This window comes from Flavobacterium sp. (genome assembly GCF_043722275.1).
In the GTDB taxonomy this organism is placed as follows: Bacteria; Bacteroidota; Bacteroidia; order Flavobacteriales; family Flavobacteriaceae; genus Flavobacterium.
This window is the reverse complement of the sequence record NZ_JAYSPC010000193.1, coordinates 63,647-90,545: the sequence shown is the minus strand read 5'-3', so window position 1 is coordinate 90,545 and position 26,899 is coordinate 63,647. Positions and strand designations below refer to the sequence as shown.

21 protein-coding genes are annotated in these 26,899 nt (G+C 33.1%); 9 read left to right on the top strand and 12 right to left on the bottom strand.

What is annotated here, in order from left to right:
• Positions 1-315 precede the first annotated feature (315 nt).
• Positions 316-2,586, top strand: coding sequence for a cation:proton antiporter (locus ACHZDT_RS22585; protein WP_394776952.1), 2,271 nt, complete (start codon positions 316-318; stop codon positions 2,584-2,586).
• A gap of 607 nt (positions 2,587-3,193) precedes the next feature.
• Here ACHZDT_RS22585 and ACHZDT_RS22580 read toward each other — a convergent pair.
• The 3 genes from ACHZDT_RS22580 to pyrH form a co-directional block, all read right to left on the bottom strand.
• Entirely contained in the window at positions 3,194-5,686 is a 2,493-nt protein-coding gene (locus ACHZDT_RS22580) for a DUF5686 family protein (protein WP_394776951.1), read from the bottom strand.
• 119 nt (positions 5,687-5,805) lie between these two features.
• Positions 5,806-6,369 (bottom strand): ribosome recycling factor, encoded by a 564-nt coding sequence (frr, locus tag ACHZDT_RS22575; protein ID WP_394776950.1) that lies wholly within the window; start codon positions 6,367-6,369, stop codon positions 5,806-5,808.
• A 167-nt stretch (positions 6,370-6,536) separates the two neighbouring features.
• The gene (gene pyrH / locus ACHZDT_RS22570; RefSeq protein WP_213299919.1) at positions 6,537-7,244 is read right to left on the bottom strand and encodes a UMP kinase; all 708 of its coding nucleotides are present in this window, start codon (positions 7,242-7,244) and stop codon (positions 6,537-6,539) included.
• Positions 7,245-7,433: 189 nt separating this feature from the next.
• On the opposite strand from pyrH, the gene ACHZDT_RS22565 reads away from it, so the two are divergent.
• Positions 7,434-8,051, top strand: a complete 618-nt coding sequence (locus tag ACHZDT_RS22565; protein ID WP_394776949.1) for a thioredoxin family protein — start codon at positions 7,434-7,436, stop codon at positions 8,049-8,051.
• A gap of 375 nt (positions 8,052-8,426) precedes the next feature.
• Here ACHZDT_RS22565 and truB read toward each other — a convergent pair whose 3' ends face one another.
• The 6 genes from truB to ACHZDT_RS22535 form a co-directional block, all read right to left on the bottom strand.
• Positions 8,427-9,116: a tRNA pseudouridine(55) synthase TruB gene (gene truB, locus ACHZDT_RS22560; RefSeq protein ID WP_394776948.1), complete on the bottom strand. Its 690-nt coding sequence runs from the start codon at positions 9,114-9,116 to the stop codon at positions 8,427-8,429.
• Positions 9,116-9,913 carry an undecaprenyl-diphosphate phosphatase gene (locus ACHZDT_RS22555; protein WP_394776947.1) on the bottom strand — a complete coding sequence of 266 codons (798 nt, stop codon included), beginning with the start codon at positions 9,911-9,913 and terminating at the stop codon, positions 9,116-9,118. The genes truB and ACHZDT_RS22555 overlap by 1 nt, the downstream gene beginning before the upstream one ends.
• A gap of 86 nt (positions 9,914-9,999) precedes the next feature.
• Entirely contained in the window at positions 10,000-10,260 is a 261-nt protein-coding gene (locus ACHZDT_RS22550; protein ID WP_213299930.1) for a DUF3098 domain-containing protein, read from the bottom strand.
• A gap of 76 nt (positions 10,261-10,336) precedes the next feature.
• A complete protein-coding gene (locus ACHZDT_RS22545; RefSeq protein ID WP_394776946.1) occupies positions 10,337-11,212 on the bottom strand; it encodes a cell division protein FtsX in 876 nt (291 codons plus the stop codon).
• Positions 11,213-11,857: 645 nt separating this feature from the next.
• The gene (locus ACHZDT_RS22540; protein WP_394776945.1) at positions 11,858-12,451 is read right to left on the bottom strand and encodes a molybdopterin-dependent oxidoreductase; all 594 of its coding nucleotides are present in this window, start codon (positions 12,449-12,451) and stop codon (positions 11,858-11,860) included.
• Between the two features lie 17 nt (positions 12,452-12,468).
• Entirely contained in the window at positions 12,469-15,030 is a 2,562-nt protein-coding gene (locus ACHZDT_RS22535; RefSeq protein WP_394776944.1) for a TonB-dependent receptor, read from the bottom strand.
• 450 nt (positions 15,031-15,480) lie between these two features.
• Between ACHZDT_RS22535 and ACHZDT_RS22530 the strand changes: the two genes are divergently transcribed.
• From ACHZDT_RS22530 to ACHZDT_RS22510, 5 genes are all read left to right on the top strand, one after another.
• Positions 15,481-18,558, top strand: coding sequence for a leucine--tRNA ligase (locus ACHZDT_RS22530; RefSeq protein WP_394776943.1), 3,078 nt, complete (start codon positions 15,481-15,483; stop codon positions 18,556-18,558).
• Positions 18,559-19,367: 809 nt separating this feature from the next.
• The gene (locus ACHZDT_RS22525) at positions 19,368-20,219 is read left to right on the top strand and encodes an alpha/beta fold hydrolase (RefSeq protein ID WP_394776942.1); all 852 of its coding nucleotides are present in this window, start codon (positions 19,368-19,370) and stop codon (positions 20,217-20,219) included.
• A complete protein-coding gene (locus tag ACHZDT_RS22520; RefSeq protein ID WP_394776941.1) occupies positions 20,219-20,689 on the top strand; it encodes an RNA polymerase sigma factor in 471 nt (156 codons plus the stop codon). Before ACHZDT_RS22525 ends, ACHZDT_RS22520 begins: the two co-directional genes overlap by 1 nt.
• Positions 20,679-21,272: a hypothetical protein gene (locus ACHZDT_RS22515; protein WP_394776940.1), complete on the top strand. Its 594-nt coding sequence runs from the start codon at positions 20,679-20,681 to the stop codon at positions 21,270-21,272. The genes ACHZDT_RS22520 and ACHZDT_RS22515 overlap by 11 nt, the downstream gene beginning before the upstream one ends.
• A 135-nt stretch (positions 21,273-21,407) precedes the next feature.
• The gene (locus ACHZDT_RS22510; protein ID WP_394776939.1) at positions 21,408-22,094 is read left to right on the top strand and encodes a zinc metallopeptidase; all 687 of its coding nucleotides are present in this window, start codon (positions 21,408-21,410) and stop codon (positions 22,092-22,094) included.
• A gap of 300 nt (positions 22,095-22,394) precedes the next feature.
• Here the strand turns inward: ACHZDT_RS22510 and ACHZDT_RS22505 are convergent, their stop codons facing one another.
• The 3 genes from ACHZDT_RS22505 to ACHZDT_RS22495 form a co-directional block, all read right to left on the bottom strand.
• A complete protein-coding gene (locus ACHZDT_RS22505) occupies positions 22,395-22,865 on the bottom strand; it encodes an Lrp/AsnC family transcriptional regulator (RefSeq protein ID WP_041518480.1) in 471 nt (156 codons plus the stop codon).
• Between the two features lie 409 nt (positions 22,866-23,274).
• Positions 23,275-24,024 (bottom strand): uroporphyrinogen-III synthase, encoded by a 750-nt coding sequence (locus tag ACHZDT_RS22500; protein ID WP_394776938.1) that lies wholly within the window; start codon positions 24,022-24,024, stop codon positions 23,275-23,277.
• Positions 24,025-24,038: 14 nt separating this feature from the next.
• Positions 24,039-24,716 (bottom strand): DUF4271 domain-containing protein, encoded by a 678-nt coding sequence (locus ACHZDT_RS22495; RefSeq protein WP_394776937.1) that lies wholly within the window; start codon positions 24,714-24,716, stop codon positions 24,039-24,041.
• A 106-nt stretch (positions 24,717-24,822) separates the two neighbouring features.
• Here ACHZDT_RS22495 and ACHZDT_RS22490 point away from each other — a divergent pair, with 106 nt between their 5' ends.
• Both ACHZDT_RS22490 and ACHZDT_RS22485 read left to right on the top strand, forming a co-directional pair.
• The gene (locus ACHZDT_RS22490; protein ID WP_394776936.1) at positions 24,823-25,548 is read left to right on the top strand and encodes a polyprenol monophosphomannose synthase; all 726 of its coding nucleotides are present in this window, start codon (positions 24,823-24,825) and stop codon (positions 25,546-25,548) included.
• 10 nt (positions 25,549-25,558) lie between these two features.
• Positions 25,559-26,899, top strand: coding sequence for a dihydroorotase (locus ACHZDT_RS22485; protein WP_394776935.1), 1,341 nt, complete (start codon positions 25,559-25,561; stop codon positions 26,897-26,899).

The window sequence follows — 26,899 nt, the reverse complement described above, 5'->3', positions numbered from 1 at the left end:
CTAAAGCCAACTTATTTTTTCAAGGTACCTCCAGTTAAAGCTGGAGGCTAATCAAAATAAATACTTAAAAACCTGACGACTGTTTGCGTAATTTTTTGAAAGCTTAACTTAATGACATTGCATTTGGGAAGAAACCCATTTTGCATAATTAAGCCTTCGATTTTGCTCAGGATGAGATTGGTTTTTTGACAAAGAATCCAACTTATTACAAAGTTTTTCGGACTTGTTACATACATTTAAAATTAGGTTAAAAAATCCTTTTTCACTTAATTTTCACTTCTGATATTTGCACCATTAAAATCAAAAAAACGAGTTATGAATAATATTAAAAACTCTTTGTTTTACGTTACGGTTATTGGCGGTTTTACAGCTCTGATATATTGGGTAATTTCAAAAGGTGCTGCACTCGAAGTGGGGCGCGGAATCGTTCAGAAAAAAATAGAAGGCAATCATTGGAATGACTTTCTTAGTTCTATGGTTGACAATTTAAAACATCCTTTGGCTATTTTACTGGCTCAAATTGTGACTATTATTTTAGTTGCTCGTTTGTTCGGATGGGTTTTTAGAAAAATCGGACAACCATCTGTAATTGGAGAAATGATTGCAGGTGTTGTTTTAGGGCCATCTTTGGTCGGGATGTATTTTCCTGAATTTTCAGCTGCTTTATTTCCAAAAGAATCTTTAGGAAACTTACAATTTTTAAGTCAGATTGGTTTGATTCTTTTCATGTTCGTTATCGGGATGGAATTAGATTTAAAAGTGCTTAAAAATAAAGCGCACGATGCCGTTGTAATTAGTCACGCCAGTATTGTGATTCCTTTTGCATTAGGATTAACATTAGCTTATTTTATATACCACACATTTGCACCGGTTGGAGTTGAGTTTGCATCTTTCGGATTATTTATGGGAATTGCCATGAGTATTACAGCGTTTCCTGTTTTGGCAAGAATTGTGCAGGAGCGAGGCATGCAAAAAACAAAACTGGGAACTATTGCCATAACTTGTGCTGCGGCAGATGATATTACGGCTTGGTGTATTTTAGCCGTTGTAATTGCTATTGTAAAAGCAGGTTCATTTACAAGTGCTTTATATGTAATTGGGTTGGCTATTTTGTATGTAATTGTCATGCTAAAAATTGTTCGTCCGTTCCTGAAACGTGTTGGAGATTTGAATTCAACTCGCGAAAGTTTGAATAAACCAGTTGTTGCGATTTTCTTCCTGACGCTTTTATTTTCTGCATATGCTGCTGAATTAATTGGAATTCACGCTTTATTTGGTGCTTTTCTAGCTGGAGCAATTATGCCGGAAAACAACAAATTCAGAAATATATTTATAGAAAAAGTTGAAGATGTTGCGATCATCGTTTTATTGCCATTATTCTTTGTGTTTACTGGTTTACGTACACAAATAGGTTTGTTAAACGATCCGTATTTATGGAAAGTTACTGCCGTAATTATTGCAGTTGCAGTGGCCGGAAAATTTTTAGGAAGTGCTTTGGCAGCGAAATTTGTGGGACAAAGCTGGAAAGACAGTTTAGCGATTGGAGCCTTAATGAATACGCGTGGTTTAATGGAATTGGTGGTTTTAAATATTGGTTATGATTTAGGGGTTCTTTCTACAGAAATTTTTACCATGATGGTAATTATGGCTTTGATAACCACATTTATGACGGGTCCGGCTTTAGATTTTATAGGTTATATATTTAAAGATAAAGTCACAGCGATTCCTCAGGAAATAGGAAATAAAAGCAAATACAAGATTTTACTTTCGTTTGCAACTCCTGAAAGAGGTAAAAAATTATTGAAAATTGCGAATAGTTTAGTGAAGAAACAAGGCGATAATTCGATTGTAACAGCGATGCATTTGTCATTAAGTACAGAGATACATTCGTTTGATGTCAAAGATCATGAACGTAAAATGTTAGTTCCTGTAATTGAAGAATCAGAGCGATTGAATCAGAATATGGTGAGCGTTTTTAAAGTGACAAATGATATTGATACTGATATTATTGATACCGCAAATCAAGGTGAATATGATTTATTATTAGTTGGTTTAGGGCAATCTATTTTTGATGGAACATTGCTTGGTAAGATTCTTGGTTTTACAACCCGAATCGTTAATCCGGATCGTTTGATTGATAAGTTTACCGGAAAGGAAGGTTTGTTTGAAAATTCTCCTTTTGATGAAAGAACGCGTCATATTATTGCAAAAAGTAAAATGCCGGTCGGGATTTTTATCGATAAAGATTTAGAAGAAGTAGATCAGATTTTTATGCCGATTTTCAGTAAAGAAGATTCTTTTTTAATTGAATATGCTAAAAAACTAATCAATAATAACGGATCTCAAATTACGGTTCTCGATGCAAGTGGCGAAGTGAAAAATACCAGAGATATTCAGGAAACGATTCGCTCGATTGAACAAATTGCACCAAATCATATTATGATTATGCACGACAGAACAATCAAAAAGGAGTTTCTGGAAAATCAGAACCTGATGATTATTAGTTTAGAAAGTTGGAAAAAACTAATAGAATCTCAAAGTACATGGTTGAATAATACACCTTCGGTTTTGATTTTGAAACCGTAAAGAGAAAGGAAATTTCAGTCCCGAAGCCTCGGGATAAATCCCAAATTCCAATTGTTATGATTGGGGTTTGGGATTTTTTTATTACGTATTGTTATTTGCGAGATGGCACGCGGATGACACGGATTCGCTAACGCGAAAATACGGATTTATACGGATTTTTTATAGTAGGTTTTGTTGGCGTATTTCAGACTGAGCGAAGTCGAAGTCTCTCGCGCTGAGTGCGCATTGTTGCGGAATATTGGATGTGATTTCTCGCTTCGGTCGAAATGACAAACTGAATAATCAATCGAAATTTCAACCCTTTTCTTATGAAAACAAAAATCCCTAGCCCTGATAGAAGTGGAAATCCTTTTATGCCGGTGTTCGGCACAAAAGATTGAAACGGATAGCAGGAAATAGCTCCTGACTCTTCGACTTCGCTCAGAGTGACAATAGTTAAAGTTTGTATTTTTTGTCATTTCGAAGAATGAGAAATCACACAATAGATTCCGTTCCTATAGTCTCCAGTCTTTGTCGATTTACGAGTGTGATTTCTCTCTTCGGTCGAAATAACAAAGATTGTCTGTAAAGTTGGAATTTGGAATTTAAAAAATATTGGAATTTTAATCTAAAGCCCTAAATCTAGTACATAAGAAATCTTCACAGCGATATTATCCTCGAATTTCGAGAGCTGATTTGGACCATAGCGATAAAAACCTCCAAGACCAAAACCTTTATAAATCTTGTTTAATTCGATTCCGGATTCGAAGTAACCTTTGTCTAAGGTTTTGTATTCAGGACCAACATGCTGTTCTGGATTTTCCATATGTCCCCAGGCCATTCTGGTCACTAATACTAATGACGGACGAACTTTTTTGAGGATTCTGATTCGGTCAAAACCATGTTTGATCTGGAAAAAGATATATTGACTGGAGAAAAACTCATTAAAAAACATGGTTTCAAAACTATTTCTGCCGGCAAAAGTAATACGCTGAACAACGGTTTCTTTGGTTAAATTATTAGGCATTGTGTTGTACAAATGCGTAAGCGGAACATCGCCAATTGCGTAACCACCTTGTAATAACAAACTCGTTTTTTGACCGTTCAGGTATTTTTTTTCATACTCGGTTTTGAAATCTATTTTACCAAAACTGAAATCATTTCCTAAAACATCAGGCAATGATTGTGTGTATTGAAAGGTAAATCTCGGAAATTTTTTATCAGACTCATTTCTTCCCGTTGGAGTTTGCATGAAATTACTAAATGGCGCCCAAACAATAGAAACCATTGCAGTTGTCATAACATAATGCGAATACAATTGTCCGTTATAATTAAAAAGATAATCAAATTCCGGTTCGACATAAGTTCTTGCCAATTCAAGAACAGCCTCGGTTTTTGGAATAATTTTAGTCTGAACATTTCCTTTCCAGGCGACATATTTGTAGAAAGTACTAATGTTGATTGGGCGAGGATCATAAATTTTAAAAACGCGTTTATCAACAGCAAAAACGGTACTTGCTATTTCCCGAACGTCATCTGTATAATATCCATTTATCCATGTATTAGTGCTTTTGTCTAATAAAACGCCGGCTCCTAAACTGTATTTTACTTCACCATCTTTTGTTCCGTAAGCGGAATATCCTTCCATTCTGAAATTTTTAGAGAATTTGTCATTGGTAATTCCGCCAAGACCTAAACGAAAACCTTCGTAATTGTTATAGCTGATAATCTTTTTCAGATCGAGATCAACGGGTCCAATTGGGATGTAACCATTAATGATTTTTCGTCCAAAACCTAAACGATTTTCTATTTTTTTACTGATGGAAAGGCTGTCTATTAATTGATATGTTTTCTGGCTTTTAAGATCTAAGCTTTCCTTGCGGTATTCATTCCAGAATGTTTCCGGTTTTTTATTGGCATCATCTTTAATTTCGATATAAAGAGACGGATCTTTTATTGGTGTATTTGTGTTGTAATGAATGTCGAAATTATTACTTTCTGAAAGCAAATAGGTGAAATCTGAAGCTGATTTTTTTCTCGTTTCAAAGTTGTCTTCTACATCTCCGTCAAACTGAATCGTTCCGCCCAGAATTTTAATATCATCATCACTTTTTCCTTTTACGATTTTGAAAGTTGTATTGCTCTGAAACCATATTTTTTCACTTGGAACATACTCAAATTCGTGGATTCCGCTAATATCAAGTACGCCTTTTATACGCATTACGGCTTTGGCGACAGCAAAATTTTCCTGATCGATATACAATACGCCTTCTAATCCTGATGATCTCTTTTTTTGTTTGTTTTTAAAGTAAATCATATAGGTTTCGCGACCTTTTATGTTTACAGTATCCAGTAATTTGTAATTGTAATTTTCAGTAGCGCCATTCGAAATTGGGTTTTCATATTTAGTTTCAAACAACTCATATTTAGCGCCATAAATTGAAATTGATTGTAAGTTAAAAGCAATGACTTCGTAAATAGGTTGTTTAAAACCTGCCATTTTTGTACCCAGAATAGTTTCTTTCAGCTTATTATTTCCAAACTGATATTGTGATACTTTTTCGGTTTGAAATAAATGCTGTTTGCTGATTATTTCTTTGAATTTATAATCAGATGAATCTATATTGATGCGTTTTTTATTTAAATCTTTGTAAGTGGCTGTTGAATCAATTCTGCCATCGATAGAATCCGGATTTGCAGTAACAATAAGTTTATTGTAACTTTTATATTCAAAACTGCTCAGTTTTTTTTGCGGATTATTTTTGCTTTTATTCGCAATTACTTTCCTGATAATTGTTAAAGCCGGATTTTCATTAGAAATAATGACTTCTTTTAAATCATCGGTTTTTTGCGAAAGTGAAATTGGATAGTATGTTTTTTCTGTGATGGCAACAATCCTGGTTTGGAAACCAATATAGGAAACTGAAAATGTTGTTGCTTTTTCCGAAGGTTTAAAGATGAACTTTCCGTCAACATCTGTAATTGTATTGATATTGTCAGATGTGGTTATCGTAGCAAAAGGAAGTGGTTTGTTGCTGGAATCAGTTACAATTCCGTTTATTTGAAATTGTGCCTGAATACTAAGCGTGAAAAACAAAGTCAATAAACAAAATAGCCTCATACAGAATGTTATAGTTTCAAAAACGAAAAGAATATAATTTTGGTATGCAAAAGTAGGAATAAAAAAATCCGTCCAGTAACAATTTAACTAAACGGATTTTTATTTTGTGTTGAAAAAGATTACACTTTCATGATTTCAGCTTCTTTGGCAACCAGTAATTCATCAATTTTTCTGATGTAAGTGTTTGTCAAATTCTGAACTTGTTCTTCTGCTGATTTGCAAACGTCTTCAGATGTTCCTTCTTTTTCTAATTTTTTGATATCTGTATTTGCATCTTTACGCACATTACGTACACCAATTTTCGCGTCTTCGGCCTCAGATTTTGCTTGTTTTGCAAGATCTCTACGACGCTCTTCTGTCAAAGGCGGAACGCTGATAATGATCATGTCACCATTATTCATTGGGTTAAAACCAATGTTGGCAACCATAATTGCTTTTTCGATAACATGTAACATGTTTTTTTCAAAAGGCTGCAATGTAATTGTTCTTGCATCAGGAACACTAAGTTTTGCTACTTGCGAAAGCGGTGTTGCCGATCCGTAATAATCAACAAAAACACTTCCAAGCATTGCCGGAGAAGCTTTTCCTGCACGAATGTTAAGAAATTCTTTCTCTAAATGCGCAATCGAACCATTCATTGATTCTTCAGTACTATCTAATATAAATTCTATTTCTTCAGTCATTTCTTTTAGATTTTTAGATTCTTAGACGATTGGATTTTTAGATTCCTAAAAAATGGCTTCGTCTAATTTACTAACTAATATAATTTTATTTTTTTGAATATTCTTTTTAAACGATTGCCTAAATTTAGAGAAATCTAATGATCTGGAAATCTAACAATCCAAGTAGTCTAAATATTTACTACAGTTCCTATGTTTTCGCCTTCACAGATTTTTAATAAATTTCCAATTTTGTTCATATCAAAAACAACAATTGGTAATTTATTTTCCTGACTTAATGTAAAAGCTGTTGTATCCATCACGTTTAATCCTTTTTTAAGAACATCTTCAAACGAGATCATATCGAATTTTACTGCTGATGCATTTTTTTCAGGATCTGAATCATAAACACCATCAACACGAGTTCCTTTTAATATTACATCTGCATTAATTTCAATACCTCTCAAAACAGCAGCGGTATCAGTTGTGAAATACGGATTTCCTGTTCCTGCACCAAAAATTACAATTCTTCCTTTTTCAAGATGACGATCTGCTCTTCTTTTAATATATGGTTCTGCGATTGATTCCATTTTTAAGGCAGTTTGCAAACGGGTTTTCATTCCTTTTTCTTCAAGAGCGCCTTGTAATGCCATTCCGTTAATAACCGTAGCAAGCATTCCCATATAATCGCCTTGTACTCTATCCATACCAGCACTTGCACCTGCAACGCCTCTAAAAATATTTCCTCCTCCAATAACAATAGCAATTTCTACTCCTTTACTGTGAATTTGCTTAATTTCTTCGGCATATTCGGCTAGTCTTTTAGGGTCAATTCCATATTGTAAATCACCCATTAAGGCTTCGCCACTTAGTTTTAGAAGAATTCTTTTATATTTCATGTGTTGTTGCGTTAATTTGTGCAAATATAGACATATTCTGATTTTTAAAAATAATGTTTTAAAAAAAATAGTAGTTCTTTTATATTTAAATTTATAGTGATTTTTCAGGATTTTTTTGAATGTGATAAAAGTCATTCTTTGAGTCTTCTTGAAATGTGTAAATTTATCCAATTCAAAAATTGTACAAATATGAAAAACAGTATCGCCAAAGCATTATTTAAAAGTTACCCGTATTCTGAATATCGAAAATTAGTAACAGATTTATTATCAGAAGGAAAATCAACCGGTAATCAACAATCTGAAAGTCTGACCAATTATAGTAAGCTCAATGATGCGCGAATGAATCGGTTAGATAAAACAACTACAATTGCTGATGAAGTTGTTTCCAAACTGGAAAACCTGGATCATAAATATATTTGGCTTGTAATTTCTGAAGGATGGTGTGGAGATGCGGCTCAAATATTGCCAATACTTAATAAAATGGCTTTAGCATCAAATAAAAAGATTGATTTGAGAATTGTTTTGCGTGATGAAAACGAGGAATTGATGGATCAATATTTGACCAATGGAGGAAGAGCAATCCCAAAAGTTATTGTAATTTGTAAAGAAGCAGGAATTGTGAGATCAGATTGGGGTCCAAGACCAAAAGGAGCAACTGAATTACTGGCGAATTATAAAAAGGAATTTGGCGTTATTGATGAAAAAATCAAAACCGATTTACAATTGTGGTATTTAGCTGACAAGGGAATTGCTGTTCAGGATGAGTTAATGCAAATAATAGAAAATATAAAATATAACCGATTATAGTTTTAATAAAAGCGGTGGATATAATGGTTTAGGAGTTAATGTGTTGATAACAAATGTTATATGATTTAAAAATATGTCAAAATATTTTTTTTATTACAAATAATTTGTAACTTGCTGACTCAATCCCACTTCTATTATTTATTTTTTGATTTACTGTTTTTATTGGTGTCTAATTTAATGTCTAACAATTAAAAATGCACTATTATGAATAAGTTATTCGAAGATTTTTACGATTTAGTTTCAGAGTTATTATTTGGAGGGCAAAACATTCCACATTATTAACTGCGAGAAACACCAATTAAGGAGTAGAAATATCTTAATTAAGAAGTTGGCACATTACTAATAATTTAATTTGTAATGTGCTTTTCGCTTTTATTACTTTAAACTTTCTTCAAATAAAGTAACATCAATAGCCTCTTTTACATCGTAATCACCAATTTTTGTTCGGCGTAAAACAGTTAAATGCGATCCTGAATTCATAGCCTTTCCAAAATCATAAGCTAATGATCGAATATAAGTTCCTTTGCTGCAAACTACTCTAAAATCAATTTCCGGAAGAGCAATCCTTGTAATTTCAAATTCGTGAATAGTAGTTTTTCTACTTTCAATTTCAATCGTTTCTCCGGCGCGGGCGTGTTCATATAACCGAACTCCGTCTTTTTTGATTGCGGAAAAAATAGGCGGTTTTTGATCAATTTCTCCTAAAAATTGTTTCACTGTTTCATGAATCAAAGCTTCATCAATATGTGAAGTTGGAAAAGTTTCGTCAATTTCGGTTTCTAAATCATACGATGGAGTAGTGGCTCCAATATAAAAAGTTCCCGTATATTCTTTAGCCTGACCTTGAAGTTCAGAAATTCGTTTAGTGAATTTTCCGGTACAAATTAATAGTAATCCGGTTGCTAAAGGATCCAGAGTTCCTGCGTGACCAATTTTAAACTTTTTTGGAAGTCCGACATTATTGATCAAAATGTATTTTAATTTATTGACAGCTTGAAACGAACTCCATTTTAAAGGTTTGTCTATCAATAAAATTTGTCCGTTTAAATAATCTTCAGGCGTCATTATATAATGGTAAGAGGATGAATGAAAAAGTGGATCAGCAATAAAACGATTCCGGCGATTATCCTGTAGTAACCAAAAACTTTAAAGCCATTTTTAGTCAAAAATCCAATGAAGGTTTTAATTGCTAAAAGTGCTACAATAAAAGCAATCACATTACCTATAACTAATAAATTGATTTGATCGTGAGATAATACAAAACCATCTTTATAATAATCGTAACATTTTTTTGCTGTTGCGCCTAACATTGTTGGTACAGCTAAAAAAAATGAAAATTCAGCAGCAGTTGTTCTCGATAATTTTTGCGACATTCCGCCCACAATACTTGCTCCGCTTCTTGAAACTCCCGGAATCATCGCGAGACATTGGAACATTCCAATCTTGAAAGCCTGTAAATAGGTGATTTCCTGTGAAGTTTCGGAAGCATTTGGTTTATTGAACCATTCGTCAACTTTCAACAAAATTAATCCTCCTATTAAAAGTGAAACTGCAACTGTAACGGGATTTTCTAATAAACCATCGATAAAATCACTTAATAATAATCCTAAAACTACAGCTGGAATAAACGCAACCAAAAGTTTAAAATAAAAATCAAGTGTTTGAAAGAAACGTTTGAAATATAAAACCACTACAGAAAGGATCGCACCAAGCTGAATGACAATCGTAAAAAGTTTAGTGAAATCTTCGTGAGCAATCCCGAAAAAAGAAGAGGCAATAATCATGTGACCAGTTGAAGAAACAGGTAAAAATTCTGTGATTCCTTCAATTATGGCAAGAACAATAGCTTGTAATGTATTCATTGAGAATTTTAGATTTTAGATTGCAGATTTTAGATTGACAAGACCTTCGACTTCGCTCAGGCTGACAAGAAAAATCATAAATCTATTTATTTTGATTTTTTAAAAATAGAATAAATCGTAATTCCAAAACCAATTAAAACAGTTGTTGGAGCTAAACGAATACGTCTAAAACTAAAAACATCTTCACTAAAAACATTGGGATTATCACTTCCTCCACCAGACATTAAGATAAAACCTAATGCGATAACGCCAATTCCAATTAATAGGATTTTGTAGTTGATACCATCAAAAAGAAATTCTTGTTTTTGTGGATGTTGTTGTGGTTCTTCTTTATAATTACTTTTCATTGTTGTTTATTTGTCAGCCTGAACGAAGTCAAGGCATTTTTTTTAAAAGTCTAAAATCTAAAAATCTGCAATCTAATTAATAAAGATCGTCTGTTCTTAAATTCAGGAAACGTTGTGTTGCAAAATGTGTACTTACCCAGGTAATCAAAACTCCTAATCCGAAAACGGCTAATAATACCAATCCTATCAGGACTTTATCTTCTAAAATTCCTAATCCGGGGAAGTTCGTTTCTACGTAAAATAAAACTCCAATCAAAGCTACAATTGCTAATCCTGCGCCTAACATTCCTAATTTTACGCTTCGCATTACAAAAGGTTTACGGATAAACGATTTTGTTGCTCCAACCATTTGCATAGTTTTAATAATAAAACGATTTGAATGTATGGATAAACGCAATGAACTATTGATTAGTAAAACGGCAATTACAGCCAGGAAACAGCTAATAATCAAAATCCACATACTTACTTTTTTGATGTTGTCATTTACCAGATTTACCAATTGTTTGTCGTAAACAATATCTTCGATCATAGTGTTTTTACGCAATTTGCTTTCAATTTGTAAAATGCTGTCTCTTTCAACATAATCAGCTTTTAAGTGAATGTCGTATGAATTCAATAAGGGATTTTCTCCTAAAAATGTCAGGAAATCTTCTCCAATAATATCAGTATGTTCTTTTGCTGCTTTTTCTTTGGTTACATAAACATAAGATCTCGCGAAAGGAGCTCTTTTTAATTCGGTATTGAAAGCTTTTATTACACTATCATTAGCTTCGTTTTTAAAGAAAACCGTCATGGCGATTTTTTCTTTAAAATCATTGGCCAGTTTTTTAGAATTGATAATGAATAATCCCAGTACTCCTAAAAGGAATAAAACCAGAAATACACTTAGTACAACCGAAAAATAAGAGGAAATTAACCTGCGCTTTTGAAATTTATCAAAGTTAGAACTCATAGTTTGCTTAAATTATGTGGTAAAAATAATAAAGAATTTCTTTATTTGCAGTTAATAACGACCAAAGTTTTGACTTTCGTACTATAAAGATACAATTTAGGATCTGAAATTTTATTTTAACCGCGAAGTTTGCAATGTGATTTTACCGTAAAGTGCGCAAAGTTTTTTTAATGCGTGGTTTTATAAAAGTTCGCAAAGCTTTGAGTTGCTATATCTTTACGCACCTGCAATTTGTTTTACCGCAAAGTGTACAAAGTTTTTTTAATGCGTGGCTTAATAAAACGCAAAGTTCGCAAAGCTTTGCATTGATATAGCTTTGCGAACTTCTTTTTTTTTCACATATTCCTTTAAAAATCTTTGCGCACTTTGCGGTAAAATTTAAAACTTAGTAACTTAGCAACTCAGAGCCTTACTTAACTTATAAACCTGAATGCTTTTTAACCAATAAACATGATGTGGACTTTTTTTTACCGCAAAGTGCACAAAGTTTTTTTAAATGCGTGGCTTAATAAAACGCAAAGTTCGCAAAGCTTTGGATTGATCTAGCTTTGCGAACTTTTTTTTTCACATATTCCTTTAAAAATCTTTGCGCACTTTGCGGTAAAATTTAAACTTAGTAACTTAGAATCTTAGCAACTCAGAACCTTAATGAACTCTATAAACTTCAATACTTTTTAACCAATAAACATGACGCGAACCTGTTTTGATATCATTTTTGCAAATTAAAATCATTTCGCCGTTTTTGACCGGTTTTCCGTTTTCTTCAAAAAGAATATAAGTATTTTCTCCGGTTGGATTATTGAAAATTTCTGCCCATGAAAATGTTGCCATATATCCGTCAGATGCTTTTGCAACAATATAAAAATTACGGTCTTTATGTCCTTTTTGTATGATTTTAGCTTTTTCAAGAATATCTTTTAGTAATACACCTTTGCTAGTTTTATCGTCTTTTTTTATTTCACCGCTTTTGCTTGTTATTTTGAAATTAGAGATTGTGGCCACTTTCATTTTTCTTAAAGAATCAACACTTAATTGCAACGGAAATTCGACTTCGCCTTTTATTTCAATTTGATGATTTACTAATTTTAAACTATCAGCCGGAGATAGTATTTTGTGTTCACTTTCTTTTTCGATCGTAGCAGATTTCTCAATAACTGCTTTATCCTCTTTTTTAGAAGAATTACACATGGTACAAATAAATGCAATGAAAAGGACGAAGATGTAATTTTTTGTTTTCATATAAAGTTAATTTGTTCTTAGATTTTTTTGGTTTCCCAAACTAAAGATAAATAATATAAACCGCCAATTGATGGTCCGCCAAGAATAGAAGTATACGGTTTGTTCAAGATATTAGTTCCGCCAAATTTGGCAATAATCCCTGTTTTTTTGAAATTATAATTTATTTGCGCGTCCATAGACCAATAAGCGGGAACGGTTCCGCTGACTAAAAAAGACACGTAATTAAAATTGTTTTGATAACGTGCCGTGGCGCTTGCACCGAGATTTCGCCAAATATTATCTGCAATTAAAGTTCCGTTAACGTTAAATTCTGGCGTGTTAAAACCATCTTCGAGACCGTCTTTATCATCTGTTCGGTCGAGTTTGGTATAGGTTAAATTGGTTAAAGCGGTAAAAGTTTCATCAAGTCGATGTTTTAAGCCTAAACTTCCGCCGTAATTATAAATTTTACTTTTAGAATTGGTCCATAATCTATAACGGTTTTGGGTATTTTTAGAATATAAAGCCGTCGGAATTTCTGTAGGATATGTTGTATTTGCTATACTTGCCTCAACTTGAGCAATAAAATTTTTATAAGCGTTGTAATAAAAATCAGCATCAATAAAAAGATTTTTATCCAATGCAATTCCTTTAAATCCAAATTCAAACGAATTTACAAATTCAGGCTTTAAATACGTATATGGATTTTTTTGAAGCGTGTTTTTATTCTTTTCAATGGCTTGTGCCTGCGTAATTCCATTTGTGTTTACATCATTATTAACCTGCGACTGAAATTTATCTATAGAAGCTTTAGTATATGAATTCTCAAAAATACCATCAGACATAATCCTTAATCCGCCAACACGTTTTACACCGCCGGAATTGACATTCGAAAAACCTTCAAAAATACTCGGGAAACGATAGCCGTTTTGATACGACGCCCTAAAACTGATCGTTTCTTTTGGCGAATAAACAGCCGTAAATTGCGGTGTGAATTTCACGTCAAAATAATCGGACTTATCAATTCTTAAAGTCGCGCCAAGACGTAATTTATCCTGCAATAAATCTTTGGTTAATTGTGTAAATCCACCCGTTTTTTGATACGTTAGATTTTCAGAAGGATTTACCGGATTGATAAAATAATTTCCGTCAGGAACAATAATATAAGTTCTGTAATCAAAACCGCTTAAAAGTTTTGCATCTATTTTCTCAAAGAAAGAAGTAAAAGCTTTATCCCAATTCAATAAACCTTCGGCATGAACCAAAGTTGATTTTACGCGTAAAGCAGCGCCAATATCCCAATTATTAATATTAATTAATTCGTTTTTCTTTTGCTCATAAGCTTCGGTTCCTGGCTCAAATCGTCCTTTATCAGATGTTGTTCGTGCAATTTTATGAGCATCTGCAATAGCTGAACCGTTTGTTATGGCATTTTTATAAGCCGTGGTATAATCTGCAAACCATTTATCGTCAGACTTATAAGCGCGATCCATATTCTCAGCAAGTGAACGCATATTATATGAGTTTCCCGTATTTTCGGCTGTTGCATAAGCTTTAATCTGAAATATTGGCGTATGATAATCTGCTGAAAATTGATTTAAAGTATAATCGTCTAAGCGAAATCTATTCGAGCGCTGATAAATCGTATTAATTAATGCCGTTTTATAAGTTACGACTAATTCATGGTCTTTTTTCGGACGGAAATATAAACCAATATCTGCTTTGTAATTTTTGATATCATAATCAGAAATATCAGTTTCGCGATAACCGGTTCTGGCAACAACATAATTTTTGCCGTTTAAATTCAGTGTTTTTCTGTTTGCCGATTCATTTCCGTAACCGTTAACTTCATCATAAGCAGGATTATCAGTACCATATAAATTAGTCGAAGCATTGGCATTTGAAGCCAAATCTGTTCGGTCATCTGCAACCCAATCTGTTCCTCCGGTTGAAGAAGCATTTAGTTTTAGCGCGAATTTAGAACTGAATGCTTTGGCAAATCGCAAATTAAATTGCGAATAAACTTTCGGTGAAAACCGGTCAATATTGCCAACATGATTAACGCCGGTTAATTGCTGAATGCTGATTCCCTGATATTCAAAAGGATTTTTTGTCTGAATATTTGCCAAACCGTTTATGGCACTCATTCCGTACAAAGCAGCGGCAGTTCCGGGAATAATTTCGATTTTATCAATATCGAGATCATTTGCGCCAAGTGCATTAGCAATTGGAGCGCCTAAATGTGGTGCCTGATTATCGATTCCGTCCACTAATTGTGCAAAACGTACGTTTGTTGAATTGGCAAAACCTCTTGTATTAATGACTTTAAAACCTAAACTTGGTGTAATGATTTGAACTCCTTTTACATTTTCGAGCGCTTCGTAAATACTTGGCGATCCCATTTTTTTGGCTTCCGCCGATTTTAATTGCTCAATACTTATTGGCGAACGCATGATTTTTTCAGATCGTCGGGAAGCGGTAATTACAATTTCGTTTAAATCTTCTTTTTTGATACTGTCCTGTTTTTTTTTGGAATTTTCTATTTGAGAAAAGCTTTTAAAACTTATAAAAAGCAGGAATATGTAAACATTTAATTTCATAAATCAATTGATATTTTTAGTATGTTTTGAAATGAATACTGATAGTTTAAAATTGGTTTTTAGTTATTTGTTTTTTTAAAATGAATTTGATGTTTTTAAAATTTTAGATTTGAGTTTCCTTCAAGCCAAAATCTAATTCGTTTTTCGATTTCATAACATCTAACAAAAATAAGGATTCTGATGTAAAATTATTCTTTCGATGCTTGTTTTGTGCTGAATTGAAATCCAGCTCTACAATATAATTCGTTCCTATGGAACTTTAATAACCACTGATATTTTACTACGTATTAAAATGCTAATTTAAGTATTTTTACGTATTTAAAAATAAGTATTTTGTTATTTTATTTGTTTGTCAACGAAATAGCTTTGGTACAATCTGTAATAAATGTAAATTTGCGAACTTAAAACTTAGAAACTTAGTTACTCAGTAGCTTAGCAACTCAAAACAAAATGAAATACAATCCAAACGAAATCGAAGCAAAATGGCAAAAATATTGGGCTGAAAACCAAACTTTTGCTGCAGAAAACAATTCTGAAAAACCGAAGCATTATGTGTTAGACATGTTTCCTTATCCGTCAGGTGCAGGATTACACGTTGGGCATCCGCTGGGTTACATTGCTTCAGATGTTTATTCTCGTTTTAAAAGACATCAGGGTTTCAATGTTTTGCACCCAATGGGATACGACAGTTTTGGTTTGCCGGCAGAACAATATGCAATCCAGACAGGGCAGCGTCCTGAAGATACAACGCGCGTAAATATTGACGGCGGAGTTGATAAAGAGGGAAAACAAATTGCCGGATACAGAAAACAATTAGATAAAATAGGATTTTCATTTGACTGGAGTCGTGAAGTACGTACTTCAAATCCTGATTATTATAAACATACACAATGGATTTTTATTCAATTGTTCAATTCCTGGTATTGCCGAAAACAAGGAATCGCATTTGATATTTCTGAGCTTGTAAAAGTTTTTGTTGAAGAGGGAAATGTTTTGGTTGAAGCTGTTTGCGATGATAATGTTGCAATTTTTACTGCAGCAGAATGGAATTCATATTCTGATGATCAGAAAGAAAAAATCCTTTTGCAATACAGAATGACTTATTTGGCTGAAACCGAAGTAAACTGGTGTCCCGGTTTAGGAACTGTTTTAGCAAATGACGAAATTATAAACGGAGTTTCAGAACGTGGAGGATATCCTGTAATTCGTAAAAAAATGACCCAATGGAGCATGCGAATCTCAGCTTATGCAGAACGTTTATTGCAAGGTTTAAATGATATTGACTGGAGTGAATCTATAAAAGAAAGCCAAAGAAACTGGATTGGGAAATCTGTTGGTGCGTTAGTAAAGTTTCAAGTTTCAAGTTTCAAGTCTCAGGGCGAAGCAAGTTACATAGAGGTGTTTACGACTCGCCCCGACACAATTTTTGGAGTGACTTTTATGACTTTGGCTCCGGAACATCCTTTGGTTGCTGAAATCACAACTCCAGAACAAAAAGCAGCTGTTGAGGCTTATATCGAAAAAACAGCAAAACGTTCAGAACGTGAGCGTATGGCGGATGTGAAAACCATTTCTGGCGTATTTACCGGAGCTTATGCGGAGCATCCTTTTACAAAAGAAGCAATTCCGGTTTGGATTGGAGATTACGTTTTGGCAGGTTACGGAACTGGTGCTGTGATGGCGGTTCCTTGTGGAGACGAAAGAGATTATGCTTTTGCAAATTTCTTTAAAGGTCAAAACGGAATGCCGGAAATCAAGAATATTTTTAATAAAGATATTTCCGAAGCTGCTTTTGGAGCTAAAGAAGGATTTGAATTAATAGATTCTGATTTCCTTAATGGATTAAATTATAAAACAGGAACTCAAAAAGTTATTCAAGAATTAGAAAAAATAGGGCAGGGAACAGGAAAAACAAATTACCGTTTGCGTGATGCTGTTTTTTCCCGTCAGCGTTATTGGGGAGAACCTTTTCCGGTTTATTATGTAAACGGTTTGCCAAAGATGATTGATGCGAAGCATTTGCCAATTATCTTGCCGGAAGTAGAAAAATATTTACCAACCGAAGATGGTTTGCCTCCGTTAGGAAATGCAACCGTTTGGGCTTGGGATACAAAAAACAATAAAGTTGTCAATACAGATTTAGTAGATCATGCAACGATTTTTCCATTAGAATTGAACACCATGCCAGGTTGGGCAGGAAGTTCATGGTACTGGATGCGTTATATGGATGCGCATAACGAAACCGAATTTGCGAGCAAGGAAGCTTTGGCTTATTGGGAAAGTGTTGATTTATATATTGGAGGAAGCGAACACGCAACCGGGCATTTATTGTATTCTCGTTTCTGGAATAAATTTTTAAAAGATAAAGGTTTCGCTCCAACGGAAGAACCATTCAAAAAACTGATCAATCAGGGAATGATTTTAGGAACTAGTGCTTTTGTTTATAGAGTGATTCCAGGAATAATAAGTAAAGATAAAACTGTTTTTTTAAGTAAAGGTAAAAAACTACCTCCGATCTATATTTCCAAAAATTATTTAGGAAACTTAACTCAAAATTCCGATAATAAAGAGCTTTCTTATTTTATGAGAGATGAAAAGTCGGAAATAATATTTAAGAAAATTGAAGATTTATTAGAGAAAAGCAAGGAGTATTTTAGAGAAAGTGAAATGGATGATTATGAAATTTCATTCAATTTACAGAATAATTTACACGCTGATGTTTCAATGGTAAATTCTTCAGATGAATTAGATATTCAAAAATTCAAAGCTTGGAGAGAAGATTATGCTGATGCAGAATTTATCACCGATGAAAACGGAAAATACATCGTTGGCCGCGAAGTCGAAAAAATGTCGAAATCAAAATACAATGTTGTAACTCCGGATGATATTTGTAGTGAATATGGAGCTGATACATTACGTTTGTACGAAATGTTTTTAGGTCCTTTAGAACAGGCAAAACCTTGGAATACAGCCGGGATTTCGGGAGTTTTTGGTTTCCTTAAAAAATTATGGAGGTTGTATTTTGATGAAAATAATGGTTTAATTGTAAACAACGACGAACCAACAAAAGACAATTTAAAATCATTGCATAAAACGATCAAAAAAGTAGCCGAAGATATTGAGAGTTTCTCTTTTAATACTTCAGTTTCTCAGTTTATGATTTGTGTGAACGAATTGTCGACTCAAAATTGTCATTCAAGAGCAATTTTAGAACCATTAGCAATTTTAGTTTCGCCTTATGCGCCGCATATTGCTGAGGAATTATGGTCGCAATTAGGAAATACAGGATCAATTTCAACAGTTGTTTTTCCTGTTTTTGAAGCAAAACATTTAGTTGAAACCAATAAAGAATATCCTGTTTCTTTCAACGGAAAAATGCGTTTCACAATCGAATTGCCTTTGGATTTAACCAAAGAACAAATCGAAGAAATTATCATGAAAGATGAAAGAACATTGAAGCAATTAGATGGCAAAACACCAAATAAAGTGATTATTGTTCCTGGAAAAATTATTAACCTTGTAGGGTAATAATTTTAAAAATTCCAATTTAAAAATTCCAAATTCCAACTTTTGTTGGGGTTTGGAATTTTTTTTTAGGTGAGGATTCTCTTTGCGGGAGACGCACTGCTGTGCGTCTCTACGATATAGATGATGTGATATTTTTTGTGATTTTTGCGCAGAGTTTGTCATTCTGAAAAAGGAAAGATCATACAAGAAACTCCTCATGAGAGGCGACAATCTAAGTCGAATTACGTATGGGATTTCTCCTTCGTCGAAATGACAAAAACTTTGCTCCTTCGCGACTTTGTGCGCAATTTTTTAATCGCAAATAGACAAAGTTTTATACACAATATTGTCATCCTGAGCGGAGTCGAAGGACACGAGAAGCTCCGTAAAGTATAGAGTCAATCTTTGTCGATTCTGGACATGAGATTTCTCCTGCGTCGAAATGACAGAACAAACGTTTTTCCGCACAATTTTGTCATCCTGAGGAACGAAGGATCACACACGAAACTCCGCAAAGAGAAGCGCCAATTTGTGTCGGTTCTGGACATGAGATTTCTCCTTCGTCGAAATTGACAAGATTGTAGAGTTTCTTTGACTTTTTTGCCACAAATTACACAAATTTTCACAAATTCAATTCGTGTAATTCGTGAAATTCGTGGCGAAATTTTACTCTGTTCAAATTGCAATTTAGAAATTTTACATAGAAATTTCCCTCGTTAATATTGGGATTTGGAATTTTTTTATTGAAATTTTAATTTCCGTTGTAACATTTTATAATCTCTTGTATCCAAAGGGCGAATTAAATCATTTAAGAACTTAAATCTATTAAAATGAAAAAATGTACTTTATTATTTATCGCTGTGGTAGTTTCATCATTATTTTTAAAAGCTTTTGCACAAACGAAATCATATCCTTTTGACGTTGTCAAAACCGGAAAAGGAAAACAAGCTATTTTATTTATTCCCGGATTTGCGTCATCAGGTGATGTCTGGAATGAAACCAAAGCTAATTTCGAAAAAGATTTTACTTGTTATACTTTTACAATGGCAGGTTTTGCAGGAGTGAAAGCAAAGCAAAATCCTTCTTTTAAAAATTGGGAAGATGAAATTGCCAATTATATCAAAGAAAATAAAATCGAAAAACCAATTGTAGTTGGTCATAGTATGGGTGGCGGGTTAGCATTAGCAATTGCATCAGATTATCCGGAATTAATTAGTAAAATTGTGGTTGTTGATGCTTTACCTTGTTTGGCAGCGCTTATGAATCCTTCTTTTACATCAAAAGTAAATAACGACTGTTCTGCAATGGTCAATCAAATTACTGGATTATCAGATGCTCAGTTTTATGATATGCAAAAACAAACAATGCCAAGACTCCTTGCAGATACTTCAAAACTGGAAATGGTAGTGAATTGGAGTGTAAAATCAGACCGAAAAACTTTTGCCAAGATGTATTGTGATTTTTCGAATACAGATTTAAGAGAGAAAATTGCAGCTATAAAATGTCCGTCATTAATTTTACTGGAGTCTTATTTTGTAAATTTAAAACCTACTATTGAAAGTCAGTATAAAAACCTGAAAACAGCTAATTTTCAATATTCCGGTAAAGGATTGCACTTTATTATGTATGATGATACGGCTTGGTATTTAAATCAGATGAACAACTTTATGAAATCTAAATAATGGAATTTGAAGATATCTATAAAACATATTGGGATAGGATATTCAGGCTTTGCATGGGTTTTGTAAATGATTATGACATTGCGCAGGATCTGGCTCAGGAAACATTTATTATTGTCTGGCAAAAGTTGGAAACCTTTAGAAATGAATCAAACATTGGAACATGGATTTTTAGAATTGCTTCTAATAATTGTTTAAGGCAAATTGAAAAAGAAAAACGTTTCCGAAAATCTGATTTGCCAATTCATTTAAGTGAAGAAAAACAAACCTCGATTGAGCCTCAAATCCAGTTTTTGTATCAATGTATTGCCGAATTACCTGAAATGGACCGAATTATAATTTCATTGGAATTAGAAGATATAAAACAAACAGAAATTGCCAAAATCGTTGGGCTTTCTGAGGCAAATACAAGAGTAAGAATCCATCGAATAAAAGAAAAACTGACTCAAAAATTTAAGGAAAATGGACAATAATAATATAGACTTTAAAGATTTATGGAACAAACAAACCATAAACAAACCGAATATAGAAGATTTATTGCTGAGATTAAAACAGTTTAAAAAAGCAAGTTTACGCTCTTTATGGAAAACTAATATTTTGCTTGCTGCAACAACCACATTTATGATTTTTATTTGGTATTACTGTCAGCCTGAATTTATCTCGACTAAAATAGGAATCATTCTGGGGATTTTAGCAATGGCAATGTATGTAGGCGTTTATAATGGCTTGTTGAGTACGTATAAAAATATCGATTCAACACAAACCAATCAGGAATATTTACAGCAGCTTATAATAATCAGGAAAAAAGAACAATACATGCAGTCAAGAATTTTGAGTTGGTATTTTATTTTATTACTTGTAGGAATCTGTTTGTATATGTATGAATACGCTTCCAGAATGACTGTTTTTTATGCCTTGATAACGTATGGAATAACCTTATTGTGGATTGCTATTAATTGGTTTTATTTTCGTCCAAAACAAATTAAAAAACAACAGTTAAAAATAAATAGTCTGATTGAAAAATTTGAAGAAGTTAACAATCAATTGCAGTCGTAAAAAAAGGAAAAGCTTCGTAGTATTTCTTTTAAATTGATTGAATTTTCAAAATGCCAAAATGACATTTTTTGAAATTGGTTCAGAAATTGCAGTTTGTTTTGTAACTTTAGTAATCAATCAAATAAAAATTATAATATGGGAAGTGAATATTTAATTCTGGCAGGAGCAATTATGTTGTTCAGTTGGATGGTGAGTTCAAAGCTCAAAAGTAAATTTGAATTATACTCGAAATTGCAATTACGAAACGGAATGAGCGGCGCTGAAATTGCCGAAAAAATGTTAGCAGATAATGGAATTACTGATGTTCGTGTAATCTCAACTCCGGGACAATTAACTGATCATTATAATCCTACAGATAAAACTGTGAATTTAAGTGAAGCAGTTTATAATCATCGTAATGCGGCGGCGGCTGCTGTTGCGGCACACGAATGTGGTCACGCTGTACAACATTCCATAGGTTATGAATGGTTAACAATGCGTTCTAAATTAGTACCTATTGTAAATGTTGCATCAAATTATATGCAATGGATTTTATTGGCGGGGATCCTGATGATTAGAACTTTTCCTCAATTGTTATTAGTTGGGATTGTAGTTTTTGCAGTAACAACGTTATTTTCGATTATAACTTTATCTGTAGAATACGATGCGAGCAACAGAGCGCTGGCGTGGTTAGAAAATAAACATATGCTGACACAAGAAGAACAAGCCGGAGCAAAAGATGCATTAAAATGGGCAGCAAGAACTTATTTAGTAGCTGCAATAGGATCAATCGCGACGTTGTTATATTACATCTCCATTTATTCAGGAAGTAGAAGAAACTAAAAGAAAATGTCAATTTTTTTAAAATTCCAAATTCCAAATTTGTTGGAATTTCAAACCTGATAGATTTTTATAAAAAACTTATCGGGTTTTGTTGTTTACATATTAACCAGATTAAAATCCAGCCCAAGCCAAAGGCTCTTTTTCAGTTCCGAAAGAACGCATTATTTTGTAGAGCTGGACTTCAGTCCAGTTTATTTCAGGAACATTAATTAAAAAAGAAATAAACCCAACAGGTTTTTAAAACCTGTCGGTTATCGTTTGTAGATTTTAGAAAATTATCTAATTATCACATTGTCTTATTTATAATTGTATCTGTCTGTCAATTTGCTGATCCAGGGAAATAAACGTTTCAGTTCTTGAAACGCCTTCAATTGCTTGAATTTTAGTATTTAAAAGCTGCATTAAATGTTCGTTGTCGCGACAAATAATTTTTATCAAAACGGACCAGTTTCCTGTTGTATAATGACATTCGAGAACTTCTGGAATTTTTTTTAAATCTTTTACCGCTTCAGAGTTTCTGGAAGCTTTGTCAAGATAAACGCCAATAAATGCCATTGTATTATAACCTAGAACTTTTGGGTTTACAGTAAATTTAGATCCTGAAATTACGCCTGATTGTTCCAGTTTTTTTAAACGCTGATGAATCGCAGCTCCGGAAATACCTATTTTATTGGCAATTTGCAAAATAGGTTTTCGGGCATCATCCATTAAATAACGAAGAATTTCTTTGTCGATTCCGTCAATTTCAATTATAAGGGAGTTTATTTTCATGGATTCTGGTTTGAAACTAATATTGGTTTTTTGGTTTAAAATAGAAATCAAATTTAATGATAAACTTTAGATATATGGAAAAAATGAAGATTTGAATTATTTCTTTAGGTTAATCTTTTTATTTTAGAGATTAAGAAAGTACGCTATTTTTGTCATCGCTATTTCTATGATAAAACCAAATCATTTTTAGGAGCTAATCCCGCTATCCGTTTCAATCTTTTGTGGCGAACCCCGCCACAAAAGGATTTCCACTGCTATCGGGGCTAGTTCAATTATTTTCATAACAATGTTTTCGTATAGTTTGCGTTTAAATCTTAATAGTAAAATTTCAAAGTGACTAAAACGAAAAAATTCCAAATCCCAACAAGAAAGTTGAAATTTGGAATTTTTAATATTGTAATTTAAAGGATTATTTCCCTTTGTTTGCTTCACTAATGTATTTTTCTAAAGCCATTGTCATTGAAGGAGTTTCAGGAGTTGGAGCAAGAATATCGATTCTTAAACCATGATCAAGAGCTTCTTTTTGAGTTGTGCTTCCAAAAACAGCAATTCTGGTATCGTTTTGTTTAAAATCAGGAAAGTTTTTAAACAATGATTTAATTCCGGTTGGACTAAAGAATGCTAAAACATCATAATAAACATCAGCAAGATCAGATAAGTCACTCATTACTGTTTTGTAAAAAATAGCTTGTGCCCAATCAACTTTCAGATTGTTTAATGTTATAGGAGCATCAGCATTTAATTGATCAGATGCCGGAAGCAAAAACTTTTCGTCTTTGTACTTTTTAATTAGAGGTGATAAATCCGCAAAATCTTTTGCTCCAACGTAAATCTTACGCTTTCTATACACAACATACTTTTGCAGGTAAAATGCAACAGCTTCAGATTGGCAGAAATATTTCAATCCTTCAGGAACTTTATAACGCATTTCATCTGCTACTCTAAAAAAATGATCCACCGCGTTACGGCTTGTCAAAATTATTGCAGTATAATGATTAAGATCGATTTTTTGTAATCGTATCTCTTTTGCATTAACCCCTTCCACATGAATAAATGGTCTGAAATCAATTTTTATTTTGTGTTTTTGTTGGAGCTCAAAGTAAGGAGAATTTTCCACTTTAGGTTCAGGCTGTGACACCAAAATTGTTTTCACTTTCATATAATAAACGTTTTCTAAGCACTCCCTTTTGTAATCCAATAATAGAGAAAATAATAAGGTGCTATTTCAAGAGCGCAAAGATATAAAATAAAATAAAATAACTTACCGATTATTGCGTTTTGATATGTTTTTATTGAAATAAAATATGAGTAGAGGCTAATACACAGGGAAATAGCGATTATTACTAACGGTATAACCTGAGGAATATTGTCATAATAAAACAAAATTGCATTAACAGGAAGGATTAAAATGCCAATATAAGTTCTGTATGTAACTTTTTGTAAGTTAAAAAGATCGGCAAATTCATCAATGTTGAATGAAGTTGCTACAATTTTTTCAATTAGAAATTTTGCTAAAATGAAATAAAGTAAAAATGTAGCAATCTGAATAAATAACAGCCAATCCGTTTTATCGGTTTTTCCCGGATATTCAAAAATATGCATCGTTAACTGAATAAAAAAAGCATACGAAATAACTTGTACAAAAAACAAGCCTACGGTAAAACTGCTTCTTAAATGGTTATTATCACGATAAATTTTTGCGTATTTGTCTGAAAAAATAAGCTTGCTAAATTCGCTAAATCTAGTTTCATAAGCTGATTTAGTCATAGCAACAACAGCAAAAGTCAACACAAATAAAAGTGTCGCCCAGTCTTTGTTTTCGATAATTCGAGGGTGAAGTTGTTCAATCATAACGATACAAAATTAGTAATTTTTTGTTTCAATACTTTTATTATAAATTTATTATGGATGAAATGCTATAAAAAGTTTACTTTTGCGATGAAATTTACGCAGAAAAATGAATGATTGTATTGTCATAATTCCCACTTATAACGAAATCGAAAATATTGAAAGTATAGTTAGAGCTGTACTCTCACAACATAAACCTTTTCATCTTTTAATTATCGATGATAATTCTCCGGATCATACGGCTGCTAAGGTAATTGCGTTGCAGGAAGAATTTCCGGACCGATTATTTTTAGAACAAAGAGCCGAAAAATCAGGCTTAGGAACCGCTTATGTTCATGGTTTTAAATGGGCTTTAGAACGCAAATACGATTATATTTTTGAGATGGATGCTGATTTTTCGCACAATCCCAATGATCTTGAAAAATTGTTTGATGCTTGTCATTTTGGCGGAGCACATTTATCAATTGGTTCGCGTTATGTAACAGGTGTAAACGTTGTGAACTGGCCTTTAAGCCGTGTTTTAATGTCTTATTTTGCATCGGTTTACGTAAAGTTTATCACCGGGATGAAGATTCACGACGCTACAGCGGGTTTTGTTTGTTATAAAAGAGAAGTTTTGGAAAAAATCAATCTTAACAAAATAAAATTCGTAGGTTATGCTTTTCAGATTGAAATGAAGTACAGAACTTATTGTGCTAAATTTGAAATTACTGAGGTTCCAATTATTTTTACAGACAGAACTAAAGGAGTTTCGAAAATGAGCAATGCCATTATAAAAGAAGCTATTCTTGGTGTAATATCACTTCGATTAAAAAAATTAGTCAATAAATTATAAATACATAACGATGAATAGGATTTTAATAAAAAATGCGAAAATTGTAAACGAAGGATCTGTTTTTGACGGAGATGTCCTGATCGAAAATGACTTAATTGTTGAAGTTGCAGACAGCATTAGCTTAAAAACATCCGATTGTAAAGTAATTGATGCTGAAGGAAGTTATTTAATTCCCGGTGCAATTGATGATCAGGTACATTTTAGAGAACCCGGATTAACACATAAAGGCGATATCGAATCAGAATCCAGAGCTGCGGTTGCAGGAGGAATTACTTCGTTTATCGAACAGCCTAACACGGTTCCTAATGCTGTTACTCAGGAAATCCTTGAAGATAAATACCAAATTGCTGCCGTAAAATCATTTGCGAATTATTCGTTTATGATGGGCGCAACAAATGACAATCTGGAAGAAGTTTTAAAAACAAATCCAAAAAATGTTGCCGGAATCAAGATTTTTCTAGGTTCTTCAACAGGGAATATGCTGGTGGATAACGAAGCGACTTTAGAAAAAATATTTTCAAGTACGCCAATGTTAATCGCAGTTCATTGTGAAGATGAAACTACAATTCAAAATAATCTTGCAGAATTTAAGGAGAAATATGGCGATGATGTTCCGGTAACGGCACACCATTTGATCCGTAGTGCTGAGGCATGTTATATTTCGTCTTCAAAAGCGGTCGCTTTGGCGAAAAAAACAGGAGCCCGTTTACATATTTTTCACCTTTCGACGGCAAAAGAAATGGAATTGTTTACCAATAAAATTCCTTTAGAAGATAAAAAAATCACCGCTGAAGTTTGTGTACACCATCTTTGGTTTACCGATGAAGATTATAAAACAAAAGGGAATTTTATTAAATGGAATCCTGCTGTTAAAACTGAAAAAGATCGAAAAGCACTTTGGGATGCTTTGAATGATGGTCGTATTGATGTAATTGCTACGGATCACGCGCCACATACTAAGGAAGAAAAAATGCAATCGTATTTAAATGCACCTTCTGGCGGGCCGCTTGTGCAACATGCAGTTGTAGCAATGTTTGAAGCACATCATCAGGGGAAAATTACTGTGGAGAAAATCGTGGAGAAAATGTGCCACAATCCCGCTAAAATTTTCAAAATAGAAAAAAGAGGTTTTATAAAAGAAGGATATTTTGCTGATTTGGTTATTGTAAATCCAAGTTTGCCATGGAGTGTAAAACCAGAGAATATCTTGGCAAAATGTGGATGGTCGCCTTTTGAAAATTATACTTTTAAATCAAGAATTACGCACACTTTTGTGAATGGGGAATTGGTTTACAATAATTTTAAAGTGAAAGATATTCGCAACGGAAAAAGATTATTATTTGATAGATAA

What these genes read in the sequence shown, in the direction of transcription:
- ACHZDT_RS22530 (WP_394776943.1), top strand. Translation starts at nt 15,481, where the DNA reads ATGAAATACAATCCAAACGAAATCGAAGCAAAATGGCAAAAATATTGG.
- ACHZDT_RS22545 (WP_394776946.1), bottom strand. Translation starts at nt 11,212, where the DNA reads ATGAGTTCTAACTTTGATAAATTTCAAAAGCGCAGGTTAATTTCCTCT.
- ACHZDT_RS22500 (WP_394776938.1), bottom strand. Translation starts at nt 24,024, where the DNA reads ATGAAAGTGAAAACAATTTTGGTGTCACAGCCTGAACCTAAAGTGGAA.
- truB (WP_394776948.1), bottom strand. Translation starts at nt 9,116, where the DNA reads ATGACGCCTGAAGATTATTTAAACGGACAAATTTTATTGATAGACAAA.
- ACHZDT_RS22485 (WP_394776935.1), top strand. Translation starts at nt 25,559, where the DNA reads ATGAATAGGATTTTAATAAAAAATGCGAAAATTGTAAACGAAGGATCT.
- ACHZDT_RS22510 (WP_394776939.1), top strand. Translation starts at nt 21,408, where the DNA reads ATGGGAAGTGAATATTTAATTCTGGCAGGAGCAATTATGTTGTTCAGT.
- ACHZDT_RS22580 (WP_394776951.1), bottom strand. Translation starts at nt 5,686, where the DNA reads ATGAGGCTATTTTGTTTATTGACTTTGTTTTTCACGCTTAGTATTCAG.
- ACHZDT_RS22535 (WP_394776944.1), bottom strand. Translation starts at nt 15,030, where the DNA reads ATGAAATTAAATGTTTACATATTCCTGCTTTTTATAAGTTTTAAAAGC.
- ACHZDT_RS22550 (WP_213299930.1), bottom strand. Translation starts at nt 10,260, where the DNA reads ATGAAAAGTAATTATAAAGAAGAACCACAACAACATCCACAAAAACAA.
- ACHZDT_RS22525 (WP_394776942.1), top strand. Translation starts at nt 19,368, where the DNA reads ATGAAAAAATGTACTTTATTATTTATCGCTGTGGTAGTTTCATCATTA.
- ACHZDT_RS22505 (WP_041518480.1), bottom strand. Translation starts at nt 22,865, where the DNA reads ATGAAAATAAACTCCCTTATAATTGAAATTGACGGAATCGACAAAGAA.
- ACHZDT_RS22495 (WP_394776937.1), bottom strand. Translation starts at nt 24,716, where the DNA reads ATGATTGAACAACTTCACCCTCGAATTATCGAAAACAAAGACTGGGCG.
- ACHZDT_RS22490 (WP_394776936.1), top strand. Translation starts at nt 24,823, where the DNA reads ATGAATGATTGTATTGTCATAATTCCCACTTATAACGAAATCGAAAAT.
- ACHZDT_RS22540 (WP_394776945.1), bottom strand. Translation starts at nt 12,451, where the DNA reads ATGAAAACAAAAAATTACATCTTCGTCCTTTTCATTGCATTTATTTGT.
- ACHZDT_RS22585 (WP_394776952.1), top strand. Translation starts at nt 316, where the DNA reads ATGAATAATATTAAAAACTCTTTGTTTTACGTTACGGTTATTGGCGGT.
- frr (WP_394776950.1), bottom strand. Translation starts at nt 6,369, where the DNA reads ATGACTGAAGAAATAGAATTTATATTAGATAGTACTGAAGAATCAATG.
- pyrH (WP_213299919.1), bottom strand. Translation starts at nt 7,244, where the DNA reads ATGAAATATAAAAGAATTCTTCTAAAACTAAGTGGCGAAGCCTTAATG.
- ACHZDT_RS22515 (WP_394776940.1), top strand. Translation starts at nt 20,679, where the DNA reads ATGGACAATAATAATATAGACTTTAAAGATTTATGGAACAAACAAACC.
- ACHZDT_RS22555 (WP_394776947.1), bottom strand. Translation starts at nt 9,913, where the DNA reads ATGAATACATTACAAGCTATTGTTCTTGCCATAATTGAAGGAATCACA.
- ACHZDT_RS22565 (WP_394776949.1), top strand. Translation starts at nt 7,434, where the DNA reads ATGAAAAACAGTATCGCCAAAGCATTATTTAAAAGTTACCCGTATTCT.
- ACHZDT_RS22520 (WP_394776941.1), top strand. Translation starts at nt 20,219, where the DNA reads ATGGAATTTGAAGATATCTATAAAACATATTGGGATAGGATATTCAGG.